This window comes from Streptococcus sp. 477, from assembly GCF_013277295.1.
GTDB lineage: Bacteria > Bacillota > Bacilli > Lactobacillales > Streptococcaceae > Streptococcus > Streptococcus pseudopneumoniae.
This window is the reverse complement of sequence record NZ_VMMQ01000016.1, coordinates 64182-83854: the sequence shown is the minus strand read 5'-3', so window position 1 is coordinate 83854 and position 19673 is coordinate 64182. Positions and strand designations below refer to the sequence as shown.

General features: G+C 39.0%; 17 protein-coding genes and 2 pseudogenes. 15 read left to right on the top strand and 4 right to left on the bottom strand.

Going from position 1 to position 19673, the window contains the following annotated elements; all coding sequences use genetic code 11:
- Positions 1–323: 323 nt before the first annotated feature.
- The 4 genes from HT691_RS03445 to HT691_RS03430 form a co-directional block, all read right to left on the bottom strand.
- Positions 324–944, bottom strand: coding sequence for a histidine phosphatase family protein (locus tag HT691_RS03445; RefSeq protein WP_023932732.1), 621 nt, complete (start codon positions 942–944; stop codon positions 324–326).
- Positions 944–1426, bottom strand: coding sequence for an aminoacyl-tRNA deacylase (locus tag HT691_RS03440; protein ID WP_023938144.1), 483 nt, complete (start codon positions 1424–1426; stop codon positions 944–946). Before HT691_RS03440 ends, HT691_RS03445 begins: the two co-directional genes overlap by 1 nt.
- Positions 1426–2268 (bottom strand): DUF368 domain-containing protein, encoded by an 843-nt coding sequence (locus HT691_RS03435; RefSeq protein ID WP_138705913.1) that lies wholly within the window; start codon positions 2266–2268, stop codon positions 1426–1428. Before HT691_RS03435 ends, HT691_RS03440 begins: the two co-directional genes overlap by 1 nt.
- A gap of 94 nt (positions 2269–2362) precedes the next feature.
- Complete coding sequence (locus HT691_RS03430) at positions 2363–3163, bottom strand: glycoside hydrolase family 25 protein (RefSeq protein WP_138705914.1); 801 nt, start codon at positions 3161–3163, stop codon at positions 2363–2365.
- 144 nt (positions 3164–3307) lie between these two features.
- On the opposite strand from HT691_RS03430, the gene glmU reads away from it, so the two are divergent.
- The 15 genes and pseudogenes from glmU (at position 3308) to HT691_RS03355 (ending at position 19563) form a co-directional block, all read left to right on the top strand.
- The gene (gene glmU / locus HT691_RS03425; protein ID WP_172925249.1) at positions 3308–4687 is read left to right on the top strand and encodes a bifunctional UDP-N-acetylglucosamine diphosphorylase/glucosamine-1-phosphate N-acetyltransferase GlmU; all 1380 of its coding nucleotides are present in this window, start codon (positions 3308–3310) and stop codon (positions 4685–4687) included.
- A gap of 9 nt (positions 4688–4696) precedes the next feature.
- Complete coding sequence (locus HT691_RS03420) at positions 4697–5242, top strand: NUDIX hydrolase (RefSeq protein ID WP_050207494.1); 546 nt, start codon at positions 4697–4699, stop codon at positions 5240–5242.
- 11 nt (positions 5243–5253) lie between these two features.
- Complete coding sequence (gene macP, locus HT691_RS03415; protein WP_000517865.1) at positions 5254–5568, top strand: cell wall synthase accessory phosphoprotein MacP; 315 nt, start codon at positions 5254–5256, stop codon at positions 5566–5568.
- A 16-nt stretch (positions 5569–5584) separates the two neighbouring features.
- Positions 5585–6277, top strand: a complete 693-nt coding sequence (locus HT691_RS03410; protein WP_050207497.1) for a 5'-methylthioadenosine/adenosylhomocysteine nucleosidase — start codon at positions 5585–5587, stop codon at positions 6275–6277.
- A gap of 76 nt (positions 6278–6353) precedes the next feature.
- Positions 6354–6845 carry a chromosome segregation protein RocS gene (gene rocS, locus HT691_RS03405; RefSeq protein ID WP_000021240.1) on the top strand — a complete coding sequence of 164 codons (492 nt, stop codon included), beginning with the start codon at positions 6354–6356 and terminating at the stop codon, positions 6843–6845.
- Positions 6846–6942: 97 nt separating this feature from the next.
- On the top strand, positions 6943–7533 hold the full coding sequence (locus tag HT691_RS03400; RefSeq protein WP_138705916.1) for a 3'-5' exonuclease: 591 nt from the start codon (positions 6943–6945) through the stop codon (positions 7531–7533).
- Positions 7534–7541: 8 nt separating this feature from the next.
- A complete protein-coding gene (locus HT691_RS03395; RefSeq protein WP_171043396.1) occupies positions 7542–9305 on the top strand; it encodes a glycerophosphodiester phosphodiesterase in 1764 nt (587 codons plus the stop codon).
- 429 nt (positions 9306–9734) lie between these two features.
- Positions 9735–9814: pseudogene (locus HT691_RS11245) on the top strand (YSIRK-type signal peptide-containing protein); the annotation flags it as partial.
- 1930 nt (positions 9815–11744) lie between these two features.
- A pseudogene (locus HT691_RS03385) lies at positions 11745–11942 on the top strand (hypothetical protein); the annotation flags it as partial.
- Positions 11943–11969: 27 nt separating this feature from the next.
- Positions 11970–12386 carry a transmembrane domain-containing protein gene (locus tag HT691_RS03380; protein ID WP_171043324.1) on the top strand — a complete coding sequence of 139 codons (417 nt, stop codon included), beginning with the start codon at positions 11970–11972 and terminating at the stop codon, positions 12384–12386.
- Between the two features lie 229 nt (positions 12387–12615).
- Positions 12616–13323: a thiol-disulfide oxidoreductase-associated membrane protein CcdA2 gene (gene ccdA2, locus HT691_RS03375; protein ID WP_172925248.1), complete on the top strand. Its 708-nt coding sequence runs from the start codon at positions 12616–12618 to the stop codon at positions 13321–13323.
- A gap of 11 nt (positions 13324–13334) precedes the next feature.
- A complete protein-coding gene (sdbB, locus tag HT691_RS03370) occupies positions 13335–13892 on the top strand; it encodes a thiol-disulfide oxidoreductase-associated lipoprotein SdbB (RefSeq protein WP_023938127.1) in 558 nt (185 codons plus the stop codon).
- A 122-nt stretch (positions 13893–14014) separates the two neighbouring features.
- The gene (locus HT691_RS03365) at positions 14015–15406 is read left to right on the top strand and encodes an amino acid permease (protein WP_023938125.1); all 1392 of its coding nucleotides are present in this window, start codon (positions 14015–14017) and stop codon (positions 15404–15406) included.
- Between the two features lie 142 nt (positions 15407–15548).
- Positions 15549–16466 (top strand): zinc-binding lipoprotein AdcAII, encoded by a 918-nt coding sequence (gene adcAII, locus HT691_RS03360; RefSeq protein WP_000744536.1) that lies wholly within the window; start codon positions 15549–15551, stop codon positions 16464–16466.
- 7 nt (positions 16467–16473) lie between these two features.
- Entirely contained in the window at positions 16474–19563 is a 3090-nt protein-coding gene (locus HT691_RS03355) for a pneumococcal-type histidine triad protein (RefSeq protein ID WP_000700358.1), read from the top strand.
- The last annotated feature ends 110 nt before the right edge of the window (positions 19564–19673 follow it).

The following is a 19673-nucleotide window of genomic DNA, read 5'->3' as shown; positions in this document are numbered from 1 at the left end:
AAAGAGCAAACTAGGAAACTAGTCGCAGGTTGTACTTGAGTACGGCAAGGCGACGTTGACGCGGTTTGAAGAGATTTTCGAAGAGTATTAGTATAGAAAAGTGAATCTGAACTAGTACATCACTGCTTCTAAAACATTCTTATAAATTGATTTAAATTCTCAAATCAATTTATTCAGTTCATATTTCATTTTGCTCTACAATTCTGTTGAGAAGACATGTGTTCATATCAAAAAGGTATTGGCAAGTTGCAATACCTTTTTACGAGTCTCTTTTGTCTTATTTTTGTTTCAACTGACTATATCTCCAGAAGACTAGGCTATAATTATGATTGATAAGAAGTATCATTCCAAGTATCAAGAGTGAATGTTTCAAAATCATGGGTTTCTAGAATGGTCAGGCTGGCATTTGCTAGACCGCCATCTTTACGAAGAAGTGGTTCTTTATAACCTAGAAGAGTACGAATACTGGCAGTAAGATTAGCGCCATGCCCGACAATCAGAATACGCTCAGCTGGACTATCTTTTAATGATTTGATAAATTGGATTGTCCGTTGCGTGGTGCTATAGAGGGATTCGGCTCCAAACATTTGAGTGTCAAATTGAGCAAGATTAGTACGGAAAGCCTGGATTTGTTGCGGGTAAATAGCTTCCAAGGTTGCAATTTTCAAACCTTCTAATTTACCTAGCTGCCATTCACGGAGATTCGGAACACTTTCTAAAGGACAGGGTGTCTTGAGTTGACTTTGGATAATCTCGGCAGATTTGACAGCTCGAGGTAAATCACTTGAATAAATCTGATCAAAAGGAATTTCCTTGAGATATTGGCCAAGTCGTTTTAGGGTTTCAATGGATTCAGGAAGAAGAGGAGAATCACCGCTAGCACCTTGAAAACGACCTTCTTGGTTCCAGACCGTACGACCGTGGCGGACAAAGTAGAGTTTCATTACTTGCTGTCCTCCAAAATATCTACAAAGTCAGCCTTTACAAAGCTAGCCAAGTCTTGTGGCGCGACGATAATGCTATGACCAACTTCCCCAGCAGAAACAATCATTTGATTCAAGTCGAGAGCGATTTTATCGATAAAAATGGGGTAATTATGTTTTTGACGAATACCAACAGGATTATTGGCTCCATGAATATAACCTGTTGTTTTTTCCAAGTCCTTTTGTGGAATCATGTTCACTTTTTTATTGCCAGAAATTTTGGCTAGTTTCTTTTCCGACAGGTGTTGAGTGATAGGGACAATTCCAATAATCGGTCCTGTCTTGTCTCCTAAAAGAGCCAAGGTTTTGAAAATCTGATCTCGTTCATAACCTTGAGGCAGCTCTCCTTCCAGGGCATTGATTTGAATCCCCTGATGTGGGATGCCTGCTTTCGACAGGATTTGTTCCACCAATGTTTTTTTGATTTTTACTTTTTTTGCCATTATTTATACTTATCCTCCAATTGGCTCATCCAAATACCAAGCCAGATTCCCAGCGCAAAGAAGAAGGCGATGATGACATACCCAACAAGAGAAAGGCCAGTGTATTGGATACTTTCAGCGTTTCCTGCATTTGGAATTAAGATCAAAAGGGTACTTGATAGGACGATACCGATGATGAAATGATAGACGCGTGAGTGGTAGTTGTTTAAGGCATAATCCATCAATTTTGAAAAAACGATGAGAGTTGCACCTGCACCAATTCCAATCGGAAAGAAGGTTCCCAAGAGATCAAAAGTTTTAAAACCAGTCAACATAGGAGCATAGAGTCCCAAAATCAAAAGTAAATTTGATGGGCTGAGGCCAGGAACCAAGACGCCAAGGGCCAATAGTGCGCCTGCTAGGACGAAGTTAAGAAAGCTGGCGCTTAAGGTTCCAACGACAAAATTTAAGGCATAGAGTCCTAATCCAGAAATGATAAAGGTTGTCCATAACCAAACTAAATCAATCTTGTCTCGGTCAGATTCTCGAGTTGATTCTTTGAGGAGGCTAGGAACTGTACCGATAATAGCTCCCGCAAAGCTCCATAATACAAAGACCTGATAATTTTCAAGCAGGTATTCAATCGGGTAGGAAAATAAGCCGATTCCCAGAAGCATACCGATGGCAACTGGAATAAAGTACAAAACATTTTCTTTAAGGTCTTTAAAGGGATGGGCCAGAAAGCCAATCATTCGTTCATAGATTCCTAAGATTGCTGCTAGAACCCCTCCGGAAATTCCCGGTAAGATAAATCCAAGAGCAATCACAATCCCTTTAATAATGCGCGCTAACCATGAGAGCATATATTTCCTCCAACTATTTCTATTTCAAAAAATCCTTACTATATTGTATCACAATCAAACACAAAAAGAAAAAGCAAATGATAAACAAATGCTTTTAAGGTTTTAAAAAGATTTTTCTAAAGGTTTCTTCTTTGTTTTTTAAGGGAGAGATGACGTTGATATCCAAATTGTGGTCAAAGCCGGCAATTTTCCCTTTAGATGTGTATTGGTGGATGTCATAATCTAAGTCCGTATTAGGTTTGCTTTCGAAAAATCCAGTATTTGAACCATAGGAAGGAATCCAAACAGACGTAAACTTGTCTGTATCAATACTGTGTTCTTCCATGAAGTAGACCCCAACGTAGATTCCGATATTTTTTGCACCTAGCGATTCTAGTTTTGCACGAAAGGCTTCAACACCTTCGTTCATATTGGACATGGTTTTATCTTCCACATCTAGCCAATAGTAGCTAGGGCTGTATGGCGATGAAGCATTATAAAAAACTTCAGCAGCCTTTTCCATTTCTTGGACACTTTTTCCAGCTAAATAAGCATAGACACCAACTGGGACATTTCGTTTTTGAAACTCAGTGATATGGGTTTTAAAGGCCTTATCTACCCCATTAACAAAGGAAGCATCGTTTTCTTTTAAAGACTGAGCGCCACTATGGACACGAACGATAGCTCCAGAAATGTTTTGGGAGAGAGTATCGTAATTAATTTCCTCAGGACGTTGCCAACCAGAGAGGTCAATAATCGGTTTGTCTAAGTGTTTCAAAGCCTGTGCTTCAATCTGTGCTATATTGGATTTTGTTTTAAACGATTGGTTGTCATTAAGTGGGCGATTGATGATTAAAATGAAAATTATAATCCCAAAAAAACCAAATAAAATAAGTGGATGAATTTGTTTTCTCATATCTCATAATTTTACCTTAAAAATGAAAAAAAATCAAAAAAAATGGGTTAAGGAAAGGACTTTGGAGCATTTTTTCATTCAAGGGCGCGGAATGATTTGAAATATGGTATAATAAAAGGGAATTTCTACAGAAAAGAGAAGATTATGTCAAATTTTGCCATTATTTTAGCAGCGGGTAAAGGGACTCGCATGAAATCTGATTTGCCAAAAGTGTTGCACAAGGTTGCGGGTATTTCTATGCTGGAACATGTTTTCCGTAGTGTGGGAGCTATCCAACCTGAAAAGACAGTAACAGTTGTAGGACACAAGGCAGAATTGGTTGAGGAGGTCTTGGCTGGACAGACAGAATTTGTGACTCAATCTGAACAGTTAGGGACAGGCCATGCAGTTATGATGACAGAGCCAATCTTAGAAGGTTTGTCCGGTCACACCTTGGTCATTGCAGGAGATACTCCTTTAATCACTGGTGAAAGTTTGAAAAACTTGATTGATTTCCACATCAATCATAAAAATGTGGCCACTATCTTGACTGCTGAAACGGATAATCCTTTTGGCTATGGACGAATTGTTCGTAATGACAATGCTGAGGTTCTTCGTATTGTTGAGCAAAAGGATGCCACAGATTTTGAAAAACAAATCAAGGAAATCAACACTGGAACATACGTTTTTGACAACGAACGTTTGTTTGAGGCTTTGAAAAATATCAATACCAACAATGCTCAAGGAGAATACTATATCACAGATGTCATTGGCATTTTCCGTGAAGCCGGTGAAAAAGTTGGTGCTTATACTTTGAAAGATTTTGATGAAAGTCTTGGTGTAAATGACCGTGTGGCTCTTGCGACTGCTGAGTCAGTCATGCGTCGTCGTATCAATCATAAACACATGGTCAACGGTGTTAGCTTTGTCAATCCAGAGGCAACTTATATTGATATTGATGTTGAGATTGCGCCTGAAGTTCAAATCGAAGCCAATGTTACCTTGAAGGGGCAAACGAAAATTGGTGCTGAGACTGTTTTGACAAATGGAACGTATGTAGTGAATAGCACTATCGGAGCAAGAGCGATTATTACCAATTCTATGATTGAGGAAAGTAGTGTTGCAGACGGTGTGACAGTCGGTCCTTATGCCCACATTCGTCCAGGTTCAAGTCTGGGTGCCCAAGTTCATATTGGAAACTTTGTTGAGGTGAAAGGGTCTTCTATCGGTGAGAATAGCAAGGCTGGTCATTTGACTTATATCGGAAACTGTGAAGTGGGTAGCAAGGTTAATTTTGGTGCAGGAACCATTACAGTCAACTATGACGGCAAAAACAAATACAAGACAGTCATTGGCAACAATGTCTTTGTTGGTTCAAATTCAACCATTATTGCGCCAGTAGAACTTGGTGACAATTCCCTCGTTGGGGCTGGTTCAACTATTACTAAAGACGTGCCAGTGGATGCGATTGCTATTGGTCGCGGTCGTCAGGTTAATAAAGATGAATATGCAACACGTCTTCCTCATCATCCTAAGAATCAGTAGGAGCCTATCATGGAATTTGAAGAAAAAACGCTTAGCCGAAAAGAAATCTATCAAGGACCAATATTTAAACTGGTCCAAGATCAGGTTGAATTACCAGAAGGTAAAGGAACTGCCCAACGGGATTTGATTTTTCACAATGGAGCTGTCTGTGTTTTAGCAGTAACCGATGAGCAAAAACTGATCTTGGTCAAGCAGTACCGCAAAGCCATTGAGGCAGTCTCTTACGAAATTCCAGCAGGAAAATTGGAAGTAGGAGAAAATACAGACCCTGTGGCAGCAGCTCTGCGTGAATTAGAGGAAGAAACAGCTTATACAGGGAAGTTAGAACTCTTGTACGATTTTTACTCAGCCATTGGCTTTTGTAATGAAAAGTTAAAACTATACATAGCCAGCGATTTGACAAGGGTAGAAAATCCGCGTCCCCAAGATGACGATGAGACCTTGGAAGTCCTTGAAGTGAGCTTAGAAGAAGCCAAGGAATTGATCCAATCAGGTCATATCTGTGATGCCAAGACAATTATGGCTGTTCAATATTGGGAATTGCAGAAAAAATAGAGGAGGTCAATATGGGTAAACCTTTATTAACGGATGAAATGATTGAAAGGGCTAATAGAGGCGAAAAAATTTCAGGTCCTCCTTTGCTAGATGATAATGAGGAGACAAAAATTTTACCAACCTCTTCTTCCCGTTTTGGTTATGCCAATCCTAAGGATCATGGTTTTAGCCAGGAAACCTTGAAGATTCAGGTCGAACCGTCTATTCATAAAAGCCGTCGCATTGAAAACACCAAGAGAAATGTCTTCAATTCTAAACTGAATAAAATCTTATTTGCAGTCATCTTTCTCTTGATTTTGCTTGTCTTAGCAATGAAACTGTTGTAATAGAAAAGGAATTGAAATGAAAATAGGAATTATTGCAGCTATGCCAGAAGAACTGGCTTATCTGGTCCAGCATCTAGACAATGCCCAAGAGCAAGTTGTTTTAGGCAATACCTATCACACAGGAACCATTGCCTCTCATGAAGTCGTTCTTGTAGAAAGTGGAATTGGTAAGGTCATGTCTGCTATGAGTGTGGCGATTTTGGCTGATCATTTCCAAGTGGATGCTCTTATCAATACAGGTTCAGCTGGGGCAGTAGCAGAGGGTATTGCTGTTGGGGATGTTGTGATTGCTGACAAATTAGCCTATCATGATGTGGATGTCACAGCTTTTGGTTATGCTTATGGACAAATGGCGCAACAACCGCTTTATTTTGAATCGGATAAAACCTTTGTTGCCAAAATCCAAGAGAGTTTATCTCAATTGAATCAAAACTGGCATCTTGGTTTGATTGCTACAGGAGATAGTTTTGTTGCAGGAAATGACAAGATAGAAGCGATTAAGTCCCATTTCCCAGAAGTTTTAGCTGTTGAGATGGAGGGGGCAGCTATTGCTCAGGCAGCGCATGCTCTTAATCTTCCAGTCTTAGTCATCCGAGCTATGAGTGATAATGCCAACCATGAAGCAAACATCTCTTTTGATGAGTTTATTATCGAAGCTGGACGTCGCTCTGCTCAAGTCTTATTAGCCTTTTTGAAGGCTTTAGATTAAGCGGAAATTTGACAGTTTTTCTAGCTTATGATAAGATTTAAGTAAAGAAAAGCTAGAAAACGTTTCAGAGGATATTATGAGTATTGAAATGACCGTCAGTGAGATTGCAGAGATCTTAGGATTATCTCGCCAAGCAATCAATAACCGTGTCAAAGAATTACCAGAAGAAGACACAGATAAAAATGACAAAGGGGTAACAGTCGTTACCAGAAGTGGCTTGATTAAGCTAGAAGAAATCTATAAAAAAACGATTTTTGAAGATGAGCCTGTCAGTGAAGATGTCAAGCAACGTGAACTGATGGAGATTCTGGTTGATGAGAAGAATGCAGAAATTCTTCGTCTCTATGAACAATTGAAAGCCAAGGATCGTCAGTTATCAGAAAAAGACGAGCAGATGCGTATCAAAGACCGTCAGATTGCTGAGAAAGACAAACAACTGGATCAGCAGCAACAATTGACCCTTCAAGCTATGAAGGATCAAGAAAATCTTAAGCTAGAGCTGGACCAAGCAAAAGAAGAAGTCCAATCAACTAAGAAAGGCTTTTTTGCTCGTTTATTTGGAGGATAATCAAGGAGCTGTTTAGGTTACATGCTAACCTGATGGCTTCTTTTGTTTGTGAATAGTATAGTTGATTAGAATAGAGACAGTAGAGGAGAGGTAGAGAATGGAACGATTAGAAGATTACATTGCTTTTGATTTAGAATTTAATCAGCACGAAGGACAAACACACTTGATTCAAGTATCGGCAGTGCGTTTTAGAGATGGTCGGGAAATCGATGCTTATGATTCCTATGTTCATACCAGCGTCCCTCTAAAAAGCTTTATCAATGGTTTGACCGGGATTACAGCTGAGACCTTAAAAGATGCTCCTCCAGTTGAGAAAGTCTTAGAAGAATTCCAAGAGTTTGTGGGTTCTTTACCCATGATAGGCTACAATGCTGCTAAAAGTGATTTACCTATTTTAGCAGAGCATGGTTTAGACTATAGCCAACAGTACAAGGTGGATTTGTATGATGAAGCTTTTGAACGTCGGAGTTCAGATTTACATGGTATTGCCAATCTCAAATTGCAAACTGTTGCCTCATTTCTTGGATTTCAAGGTCAGTCTCATAATAGTTTAGAGGATGCTCGGATGACGGCGCGTGTTTACGAATCCTTCTTAGAGTCGGATCAAGCTAGGGAATTGTTAGAGACAGAAAGTAGCTTATCAAACAATCCTTTTGGTGGCTTGGACTTGTCTCAATTATTTGACTAGGAGTGCCTATGAAACCTGAAAAACCTAAAAAATTGGGTCTTAAACAGATTTACCTCAATCTTGATAAAATCCTCTTTCTATTTTTCTTGATTTTTATGATAGTGGAGTATTTGTGGGTACCATTCAATTCATGGTTGGCTAGCTTCTTATTAGATCAGACAGGTTATCTTTTTATTTCCTATAACAATGTCTTAGCTATCCTTACTCATTCTCCATTGATTAGTCTAGCTTTTTTAGCCTTGATTGTAATTAACCTTCTGGTTGCTTATTTTCAAATAGGACTCCTCTTTATTGGTGCTCGTCATCTCCTCTATCATGAAAAGCGAAGGCTAATTGAGTATATCCGCAAGGTTTTCCATGAAAGTTTTGGATTTATGAAAAAGCTAACTTGCGCTAAAGCCTTGTTTATCTTTTTCTATATAGCTATGCTTTTTCCTTTTATACGGAAAATGCTGAAGATTTATTATCTTAATAAAATCGTCATTCCAGAGTTTATCCAAGCTTATTTAGAAGATAAATATTGGATGTGGTGGCTGAGCATCCTACTTCTATCTCTTATCTTTCTCTATGTCTCTGTCAGATTGATGTTTGCCCTTCCGAAGATTGTATATGATCAGCTGACTGTTCGAGAAGCAGTGATGTTTAGCTTGGAGAAAACCAAGAAGAGAGTTACTTTTTATGCTTGGAATTTATTTTACATCTTGCTCAAAGCACATTTATTATTTTATCTTCCTTTGATTCCTTTATTATTGGCTCAAACTTTGGTAGATGATATCACTCAGAGAGAGTCTCTGATTCTTGGTATTTTGAATTTTGTCATGATTAAAAATCTCTATTATATGGCTCTGACTTATTTTTTGGTTAAATTTGTTTCATTTTTGACAGGAAAGGAGCTGGATATGCTTCCTAGGAGAGAAAAAGATCACATCGTGCGATGGGGTGTCATGACTTGTGCCAGTCTTTTCTTTGCCTTAGAAGGTTATATTTATCTGGAGGCTCCCATGGTTCATCTACCTCAACTTATTTCTCACCGAGGGGTTTCCAATGCAAATGGGATTCAAAATACAGTAGAGTCCTTGGAAACTACAGCACAACTCAAACCAGACTTGGTGGAGACGGACGTGCAGGAAACAAAAGATGGGCAGTTTGTCATGATGCATGATGCTAACTTGAAAAATCTAGCAGGTATCAATAAAAGTCCTCAAGACTTAAACTTGGAGGAGCTTAAAGGGATTGATATTTTTGAAAATGGCTACCAGACTAAAATTTCAAGCTTTGAAGATTATCTCAGTCGAGCCAACGAACTTGGTCAAAAATTACTAATTGAAATTAAAACCAGTAAAAAAGATAGTCCAGACATGATGAACCACTTTTTAGCCCGTTATGCTGCAAAGCTCAAGATTTATGGACATCAAATCCAGTCTTTAGACTACCATGTTGTCGAAAAAGTAAGACAGTATGATGCCGAACTGCCAGTTTATTTCATCATGCCCTACAATTCTGTCTTTCCTAAAACAAGAGCGACAGGATATACTATGGAGTACTCAACCTTGGATGAATATTTTGTAAGCAAACTATGGACAACGGATCAGAAACTTTATGTCTGGACTGTCAATGATTCAGAAGCTATCAGCAAATCTCTTCACTTAGGAGTAGATGGAGTGATTACAGATGATTTGGAAAAAGTTCAGCGGGAAATAGAAGTAGCCCAAGAAGATCCAGAATATACGGATTTGCTCTTGAAAAAAGCATTGGAATTCTTTGAATTTTAGTAATAAAAAAGAGGAACGGTTGTTCCTCCCATGATAGGTAAGTATTTTTCGGAGAGCCTGTTTTTTATTTGCTGAGTCTAGGATAGTTCTTGCTGGCGATAGATAGCAAGACGAACAGCTTCTTTTGAATGTCATATAAATTTAAAATTTCTGAAAATAACGAAAAATATACTAAATTTTCAAATAAGGAGCCTCTAAATCCTTTAAAATAAGCAACATGCATATATATATAATCATCGATTTTCTAAAACAAAGTGAGGTTGAAGGAAGGGAACTAAGTTGATATAATGAAGTATTAGTAAACACTGGGCTTTTTGTCATTTGTTTAAGATGAAAAAAGGTCATGTTTTCCTGTTTTTATTGCGAGTTGATGCCTGCATGACCATGGCTAGAGGAGCAAAGACAGGGTAGAAAGAAAGGTAAAAAACCATGAAACAGTTTAAAATGAATGAGCGCCAACGCTTTTCTATATGCAAGTTTTCAATTGGAGCAGTCTCAGTCTTGCTAGGGTCTGTCTTTTTTATAGCTAATCCAGCGACAGAAGTCCAGGCGGCGGAAGTAAATACAGAAGTGGTCAGTCAGGATGGAAATGGCAACACTGGGAATCCATCTGTCTTACCGCCATCAGATACAAGCAATCAAAATCCTAACGTAGAACAAGAAGGAGCTAAACCAAACACTCAAGAGACAGAGAAAAAAGAGCCAGGAACTTCATCTAAAGATAGTGAAGGAAAAGCTAAGTCAACAGTAGAGAATAAAGGTGATGAAAAAGTTGATGGTGTAGTTAAACCTGTATCTGGTGAATTATCTACTGTGTCCGAGGTAGAAAAAGATAAAAAAGAAGTACAACCAGAGTTGGAAGAAAAATCCTCAATTATCAAAGAAGAAGCTAATAGAGAAGATAAGATAGATCAATCTCAAGAAGAAGACGGGTATCAGTTATATGATAAATTGATAGATGCATCTAAAAGATTGAAAGAATCCAATCCTGAGTCGGCAGCAGATTTTAAAAACTTAGCAGATACTATCAACGAAAAGTTAGGACTTTCAGACGACGGAAAGATTTCTGGAGAACTTGTCGAAAAAGCTCACAAGTTACTAGATGGTAATCAAGTGATGATGTCAAAAAATGATAGTGAGGAAAATTCTGAGGAAAGAGGAGTTCATGTAAGAAAAAGACGGAATATAGCAGGATTAACAATTGGGAGATGGAATGCAGTACGTAAACAAATAGAAGTTTCTAATATACTAGTAGTACCAGGTGGAGATAGAGTATTTGGTAATATTTTGAAAATTAGTGCTAAATCAAATCATGAGAAAATTACTAGCATATCTGTAACTGGTCATGAAAACATGGGGTTAAAGGTCGAATCTTCTGTCAATGGGAGTGAAGCATCTTTGACTTTCGACGGAATTACTCCGCGCAGGGGTCAGTATTTATTGAATGTAACAGTAACTACTTCAAGCGGTAGTCAGACGACACAATTTGGATACTATCTCCCTTTTCAGAAGCCGACTATTAATACACCAAATGATAGTACAGATGCAAGTGTCCCGAGCTTAGCAGGTAAAGCTAATGAAAAACCTAATATTGATGTGACAATTCCTTATGTTCCTAAATTACCTAATGGCGCAAAGATGAAAGTATATTTGGTAACCGGAGGTTCGGATATTTCTAATTATGGAGGGAGTACGGATGGATTAGCTTATCCGGAAGGTTATAATATACTTGCCTCTAAAGATATATCTCCTAATAATGATGGGGATGGTTCTGCACGCCAAATTACTATTACCCAGTCTGATTATAAGTCTGGAGTTAATAAGATAGGAACAGATAAATTTAGAGCACTCACTGTTATCGAAGTAAATAATAACGTAAACGATGGTAATCCACGAGAACGTGGTTCCTGGTTTAGTGATGAAAGAAGAGCGACAGTACCAGTAGCTAAAGAAGCAACACCTGAAAAACCAACAGTTGCCTCTAGCGAAGCGAATGCCAATGTAACGGTAACACCAAGTGCGAATGCAGACCATGTAGAAATTAGCATTGGAAGCGACAAAGTTGTAGCTACGAAATCAGGGTCAAGCTGGAGCCTAACACCAACAAAATCAGGTGTCAGCATTGATGGAGTAAGTGGTGTTGTTACAATTTCCCATAATGCGGCTAGTGCAGGAACTCAAGTAAGTGCGACAGCTAAACATGGTAATAGTGAAGTTAGTGCTTCTTCAACACCAGTCAGCTTGCCATCAAAACGATATTATCCAATTCCCGATTCGTATAACGTAACATCGCAACCTTCTACTCCTACTCAGCCAGACCAAGGAGCTACTGAGACTCCAACAGCTCCATCTGAGCCAGCTCCACAACCGTCTCAACCAACTGCTTCGGGTCAACCTGCAAGTCCTGCTCCAGCTCCGACTCAAGCACCTAGAGCGGCAGCAAGTCCTTCAGTTAGCTCAACGAGCACACAAGCTCCAGCTCAAGAGCAAGTTGACAAGTCTGAACTTCATGCCTTGACTCAAGAGTTAGACCAACGCTTGAAAGCTTTGGCAACAGTATCTAATCCGAAAATCGATGCAGCCAAGGCGGTCCTCCTAGATGCTCAAAAAGCTCTGGAAGATAGTGCCTTGACAGAGCAAGGTCTACGTACTGCAGTAGAGTCTGTGAAGGCTGCCTTGGACTCTCTCAAAGATGTGAAAGCAAATGCTAGCGACAGCAAGCCTGCACAGGACAAGAAGGATACTAAGCAAGGAACGGAAGATAGTAAGGATTCAGATAAGATGACTGAAACAAACTCAGTTCCAGCAGGAGTGATTGTAGTCGGTCTACTCGCCCTTCTAGGCGTGATTGCCTTCTGGTTGGTTCGCCGTAAGAAAGAGTCAGAAATCCAGCAATTAATCACGGAATTGACAAGAGTTCTTGGACAGCTAGATGCAGAAAAAGCGGATAAAAAAGTCCTTGCCAAAGCCCAAAACCTTCTCCAAGAAACCCTTGATTTCGTGAAAGAGGAAAATGGCTCAGCAGAGACAGAAGCTAAACTAGTAGAGGAGCTTAAAGCAATCCTTGACAAACTCAAGTAAAACATGATTTATGAAATGTCAGACCTAAAAGACATTTCCGTTCACAAAAGCAGCGACGAGTAACCCTTGTCGTTGCTTTTTGGCTATTTTGGGGATAAGATCCGCCTTGACTAGCGAAAGAAAAGATTAGTCCAATAGTGCCCGATACGATTTTGCGTAGCAGAAAGCTTACAAATAAAATTGAATATAGTAAAATAGGATTAGAAATCTTAAGAAAGTTGGTCCTTTATTGGAAACGATAGTATTTTCAATCTCCGTTTTTTTAGCAGGGATTTTGTCCTTCTTTTCCCCTTGCATTTTTCCTCTGTTACCTGTTTATGCTGGGATTTTATTGGATAATCAGGAAAGCGCAAAAAGCTTTTCTTTATTTGGGAGAAAGGTTCTCTGGTCAGGCTTGATTCGAACACTTTGCTTTATCGCAGGTATTTCACTCATTTTCTTTATTCTAGGCTTTGGTGCTGGTTACTTTGGTCATATTCTCTATGCAAATTGGTTTCGATATGTTATGGGAACAATTATTATCATTTTGGGACTTCACCAGATGGAAATTTTTCATTTTAAGAAATTAGAGGTTCAAAAAAGCTTTACTTTTAAGAAATCAGAAGCCAATCGTTATTGGTCAGCCTTTTTACTCGGTATTACCTTTAGCTTTGGTTGGACGCCTTGTATTGCTCCAGTTTTAAGTTCTGTTTTAGCGCTTGCGGCTTCTGGAGGCAATGGAGCTTGGCAAGGTGCTATCTATACTCTTATTTACACTCTGGGGATGGCTCTTCCTTTCTTGGTCTTGGCTCTAGCTTCAGGTGTAGTCATGCCTTATTTTAGTAAAATCAAACGTCATATGATGCTAATGAAGAAAATTGGTGGTTTCCTCATTATTTTAATGGGAATTTTGTTACTATTAGGACAAGTAAATGTTCTAGCTGGAATTTTTGAATAAAGGAGAAAATGATGAAAAAAGTAATGTTTGCTGGCTTAAGTCTCTTGTCATTAGTTGTATTGATGGCCTGTGGTGAGGAAGAAACTAAAAAAACTCAAGCCCCACAACAGCCAAAACAAGAAACGCCTGTACAGCAAATTGCTGTTGGGAAAGATGCTCCAGACTTCACCTTGCAATCCATGGATGGTAAAGAAGTCAAGTTATCTGATTTTAAGGGTAAAAAGGTTTACTTGAAGTTTTGGGCTTCCTGGTGTGGTCCATGTAAGAAAAGTATGCCTGAGTTGATGGAATTAGCTGCAAAACCAGATCGCGATTTCGAAATTCTTAGTGTCATTGCACCAGGAATTCAAGGTGAAAAAACTGTTGATCAATTCCCACAATGGTTCCAAGAACAAGGATATAAAGATATCCCAGTTCTTTATGATACTAAAGCAACAACCTTCCAAGCTTATCAAATTCGAAGCATTCCTACAGAATACCTAATTGATAGTCAAGGAAAGATTGGAAAGATTCAATTTGGTGCTATCAGTAATGCGGATGCAGAAGCAGCATTTAAAGAAATGAACTAGAATCGATAAAAATCTGATTACAAGATGTAGTCAGATTTTTTTTAGAAAAATATTTTATAAATAGTCACAAATCTCCTATATTTATGGTAAAATAGAATCATCATTTTATTTGGAGAAGAAATATGAATATATTTAGAACAAAGAATGTAAGTTTGGATAAAACGGAGATGCACAGGCATTTGAAGTTATGGGATTTGATTTTGCTGGGTATCGGAGCCATGGTAGGGACAGGCATCTTTACAATTACAGGTACTGCAGCTGCCACACTTGCTGGTCCAGCCCTAGTGATTTCAATCGTCATTTCTGCCTTGTGTGTGGGATTATCAGCCCTCTTTTTTGCAGAATTTGCTTCACGAGTACCTGCTACAGGTGGTGCCTACAGTTATCTCTATGCTATTTTAGGAGAATTCCCAGCCTGGTTGGCTGGTTGGTTAACCATGATGGAGTTCATGACAGCCATATCAGGCGTAGCTTCGGGTTGGGCAGCTTATTTTAAAGGCTTGCTCTCTCAATACGGGATAGCCCTTCCTCAGCCTTTAAATGGTACCTTTAATCCTCAAGCAGGGACATTTGTTGATTTATTGCCTATTCTTGTCTTGGTATTGGTGACCTCGCTTGTTTTACTCAATGCTAAAGCAGCCTTACGCTTTAATTCTATTCTAGTTATTTTGAAATTCTCGGCTTTAGCTCTCTTTGTTTTAGTAGGAATTTGGCATATCAAACTTGATAATTGGAGTAATTTTGCTCCTTATGGTTTTGGACAAATCTATGGTGCTAGTACTGGTATTATGGCTGGTGCCTCCTTAATGTTCTTCGGTTTTTTGGGATTTGAATCCATCTCTATGGCTGTAGATGAGGTCAAGACTCCTCAAAAAAATATTCCTAGAGGGATTGTCTTATCGCTTTCTATCGTAACCATTCTCTATGCCTTGGTGACGCTTGTTTTGACTGGTGTGGTTCACTATAGTCATTTAAATGTCAATGATGCCGTTGCCTTTGCCCTTCGTAGCGTTGGGATCAGTTGGGCAGCCAACTATGTGTCATTAGTGGCTATCTTGACCTTGATTACAGTTTGTATCTCGATGACCTATGCCCTATCGCGTATGATTTACAGTTTAGCGCGCGATGGCTTAATGCCTGCCGCCTTTAAAGAACTAACGAAGACTAGCAAGGTACCAAAGAATGCTACTATTTTAACAGGTCTAGCTTCAGCAGTAGCAGCAGGAATGTTCCCTCTTGCTAGTATCGCAGCCTTCTTAAATATTTGTACCTTAGCCTACTTGATTATGCTAGCTTACGGCCTGATTCGCTTACGGAAAGAAAAAGGCATGCCCAAAGCAGGCGAATTTAAAACACCATTGGTACCCCTGTTACCGATTTTATCAATCATCATTTGTTTATCCTTTATGTTACAGTATAATATGGAAACTTGGATTGCTTTCCTAGTTGCCTTGTTAGTAGGAAGTATTATTTACTTCACTTATGGCTATAAGCATTCTACCATAGAAGAATAAAGTAAAAGTCTGTTGAGTTGTTGAAACTCAGCAGATTTTTATATGTGAAAGAAATTTCAAATTTTTTCTAAAAATATCTTGACAGATTAAGTTTTTAGGAGTAGAATGTTTACTAGTTAATTAAACAGTTAAGGAGTTGTTCATGAAGAAACAAAATTTATTTTTAGTCTTGTTAAGTGTCTTTCTTTTATTGCTAGGAGCCTGTAGTCAAAAGGAAAGTCAGACAGGAAAGGGGATGAAAATTGTGACCAGTTTTTATCCTATCTATGCTATGGTTAAGGAAGTATCTGGTGACTTGAATGATGTTCGGATGATTCAGTCAAGTAGTGGGATTCACTCCTTTGAACCTTCGGCAAATGATATCGCAGCCATCTATGATGCAGATGTCTTTGTTTACCATTCACATACGCTCGAATCTTGGGCAGGAAGTTTAGATCCCAATCTAAAAAAATCCAAAGTGAAGGTTTTAGAGGCTTCAGAGGGAATGACTTTAGACCGCGTCCCAGGGCTAGAAGATGTAGAAGCAGGGGATGGAGTTGATGAAAAAACGCTCTATGACCCTCACACTTGGCTAGATCCTGAAAAAGCTGGCGAAGAAGCTCAGATTATCGCTGATAAGCTTTCGGAGGCGGATAGTGAGCATAAAGAAACTTACCAAAAAAATGCGCAAGCCTTTATCAAAAAAGCTCAAGAATTGACTAAGAAATTCCAGCCTAAATTTGAAAAAGCGACTCAGAAAACATTTGTAACACAACATACAGCCTTTTCTTATTTAGCTAAGCGATTTGGACTCAATCAACTTGGTATTGCAGGTATCTCTCCGGAACAAGAACCAAGTCCAAGACAACTAACAGAAATTCAGGAATTTGTTAAAACCTATAAGGTTAAAACGATTTTTACAGAAAGTAACGCTTCTTCAAAAGTAGCTGAAACTCTTGTCAAATCAACAGGTGTAGGTCTTAAAACTCTGAATCCTTTAGAGGCAGACCCACAAAATGACAAGACCTATTTAGAAAATCTTGAAGAAAATATAAGTGTTCTAGCAGAAGAATTAAAGTGAGGAAAAAATGAAAATCAATAAAAAATATCTAGCAGGTTCAGTGGCAGTTCTTGCCCTAAGTGTTTGTTCCTATGAACTTGGTCGTTACCAAGCTGGTCAGGCTAAGAAAGAGTCTAATCGAGTTGCTTATATAGATGGTAATCAGGCTGGTCAAAAGGCAGAGAACTTAACACCAGATGAAGTCAGTAAGAGAGAGGGAATCAATGCTGAACAAATTGTTATCAAGATTACGGATCAAGGTTATGTGACTTCTCATGGAGACCATTATCATTACTATAATGGCAAGGTTCCTTATGATGCCATCATCAGTGAAGAGCTCCTCATGAAAGATTCGAATTATCAGTTGAAGGATTCAGACATTGTCAATGAAATCAAGGGTGGTTATGTCATTAAGGTAAACGGTAAATACTATGTTTACCTTAAAGATGCGGCCCATGCGGATAATATTCGGACAAAAGAAGAGATTAAACGTCAGAAGCAGGAACATAGTAGTAATCACGGTGGCGGTTCAAACAATCAGGCGGTAGTTGCAGCCAGAGCCCAAGGACGTTATACAACGGATGATGGTTATATCTTCAATGCCTCTGATATCATTGAAGATACAGGCGATGCCTATATTGTTCCTCATGGCAATCACTTCCACTATATTCCTAAGAGTGATTTGTCTGCCAGTGAATTAGCTGCTGCCCAAGCCTTCTTATCTGGAAAAGGCGGTCAATTAAGTACGGTTGAATATCGTTCTAGCAGGGGAGAAACAAGATCTAGTGTGAGAACGAGTCCATCTGAAACTCCTCAAAATCTTACAACAACTCCTGAGAGTCAAAATGAGGATTTAGCTAGTCTCCTTCAAGAATTGTACGCTTTGCCACTTAGCCAACGTCATGTGGAGTCTGATGGATTAGTATTTGACCCAGCACAGATTACAAAACGTACTGCAAATGGTGTGGCAGTACCTCACGGAGATCATTTCCATTTCATTCCTTATTCGCAAATGTCTGCCTTGGAAGAAAAATTGGCTCGAAATCTACCAATTGGAGGTCAGCCAGTTCAAAAGCATTCTGATAATACGAAACCAAGCAGTCCTGCGAAACCAAGTTCAGCCATTAAAGCAAACTTTAATCTCAATACGCAGGCACCGAATAGAGCAACTGGAGGAGCCTATACAACGGATGATGGGTATGTCTTTAGTCCAACAGATGTGATTGAAGATACAGGTGACGCTTTTGTTGTACCGCATGGAAATCATTTTCACTATATTCCTAAGAGTGATTTGTCTGCAGGAGAATTGGCTGCAGCCCAAGCCTATTGGAATGGGAAGCAGGGGTCTCGTCCTTCTTCAAGTTCTAGTCATAATGCAAATCCAGCTCAACCAAGCTTGTCAGAGAACCACAATTTGACTGTCACTCCAACTTATCATCAAAATCAAGGGGAAGACATTCCAAGCCTTTTACGTGAATTGTATGCTAAACCCTTATCAGAACGCCATGTAGAATCGGATGGACTAGTATTTGACCCGGCACAAATAACAAATCGTACAGCTAATGGTGTTGCTGTACCGCACGGAGACCATTATCACTTTATCCCTTATTCACAAATGTCACCTTTGGAAGAAAAATTGGCTCGTATGATAGCTATTAAGGGACAAAATGGTGCAGTCTTGCCGGGAATGAATTATTTGAAACCAGCACCAAAACCGCAAGCTCAACCATCAACTGAGAAAAAACAAACTGATTTTACAGTAGAACAGGTTGTTAGAAAAGTTGGGGAAGGATATGTTGTGGAAATTGCTGGTGTCAGTCACTATGTTTTTGCTAAAGACTTGGCTAAGGATAAGATTGATGCTATTGAAAATCTCTTGTCTAAGAAAACTCAAGAGACACATGCTCTAGTTGCTAAAAAAGAAAATGTCGCTTCTCGTGACCAAGAATTTTATGATAAAGCCTACAATCTGTTAACCCAGGCTCATAAAGCCTTGTCTGAAAATAAAGGTCGCGTTTCTGATTTCCAAACTTTAGACAAATTAGCAGAGCGCTTGAATGATGAATCTTCTAATAAAGTAAAATTGGTAGATGATTTATTGGCATTCCTAGCACCAATTACCCATCCAGAGCGACTTGGCAAACCAAATGCTCAAATTGCCTATACAGACGATGAAATTAAATTAGCGAAATTAGCAGGTAAATATACAACAGAGGATGGCTATATCTTTGATGAGCATGATATTGAAAGTGATGAAGGAAATGCCTACGTCACTCCACACTTGAACCATAGCCACTGGATTAAAAAAGACAGCTTATCTGAAGCTGAAAGAGCAGCAGCTCAGGCTTATGCTAAAGAAAAAGGCTTACAAGCTCCAAATTCTACTGAAGCAACAGAAGCAAAACCAGAGGCAACAGGGACAGAAGCTATCTATAACCGCGTAAAAGCTGAGAAAAAGGTACCATTAGAAAAAATACCGAATCATTTACAGTATACTGTAGCTGTACAAAATGGTCACTTTATAATTCCTCACTTTGATCACTATCATAACCTTAAGTTTGCATGGTTTGATGAAGGACTTTACTCAGCTCCTGAAGGCTATACCTTAGAAGATTTATTTGCGACAGTGAAATACTACGTTGAACATCCTGACCAACGTCCTCATTCAGATAATGGTTGGGGTAATGCTAGCGACCATGTTCGTAAAAATAAGGCAGACCAAAACGGTAAACCTGATGAAGATAAGGAACATGATGAAGTAAGTGAGCCAACTCATTCTGAATCTGATGAAAAAGAGAATCACGCTGGTTTAAATCCTTCAGCAGATAATCTTTATAGACCAAGCACTGATGCGGAAGAGACAGAGGAAGAAGCTGAAGATACTACAGATGAGGATGAAGTTCCACAAGTAGAGCGTTCTGTTATTGACGTTAAGATAGCAGAGGCGGAGACCTTGCTAGAAAAAGTAACAGATTCTCGTACTCGCCAAAATGCTATGGAGACATTGTCTGGTCTAAACAGCAGTCTTCTTTTCGGAACGAAAGACAGTAACACTATTTCAGCAGAATTAGATAGGCTCTTGGCTTTGTTAAAAGAGAGTCAACCGACTCCTATATAGTAGTAAAAAGAATGAAGCATATTTTATGGAGAAGTAACCTTTCGTGTTGCTTCTCTTTTTTAGAAGAAAGTAACAGAAACTTGACAGAAGTATAATAGATTGAATCTAGA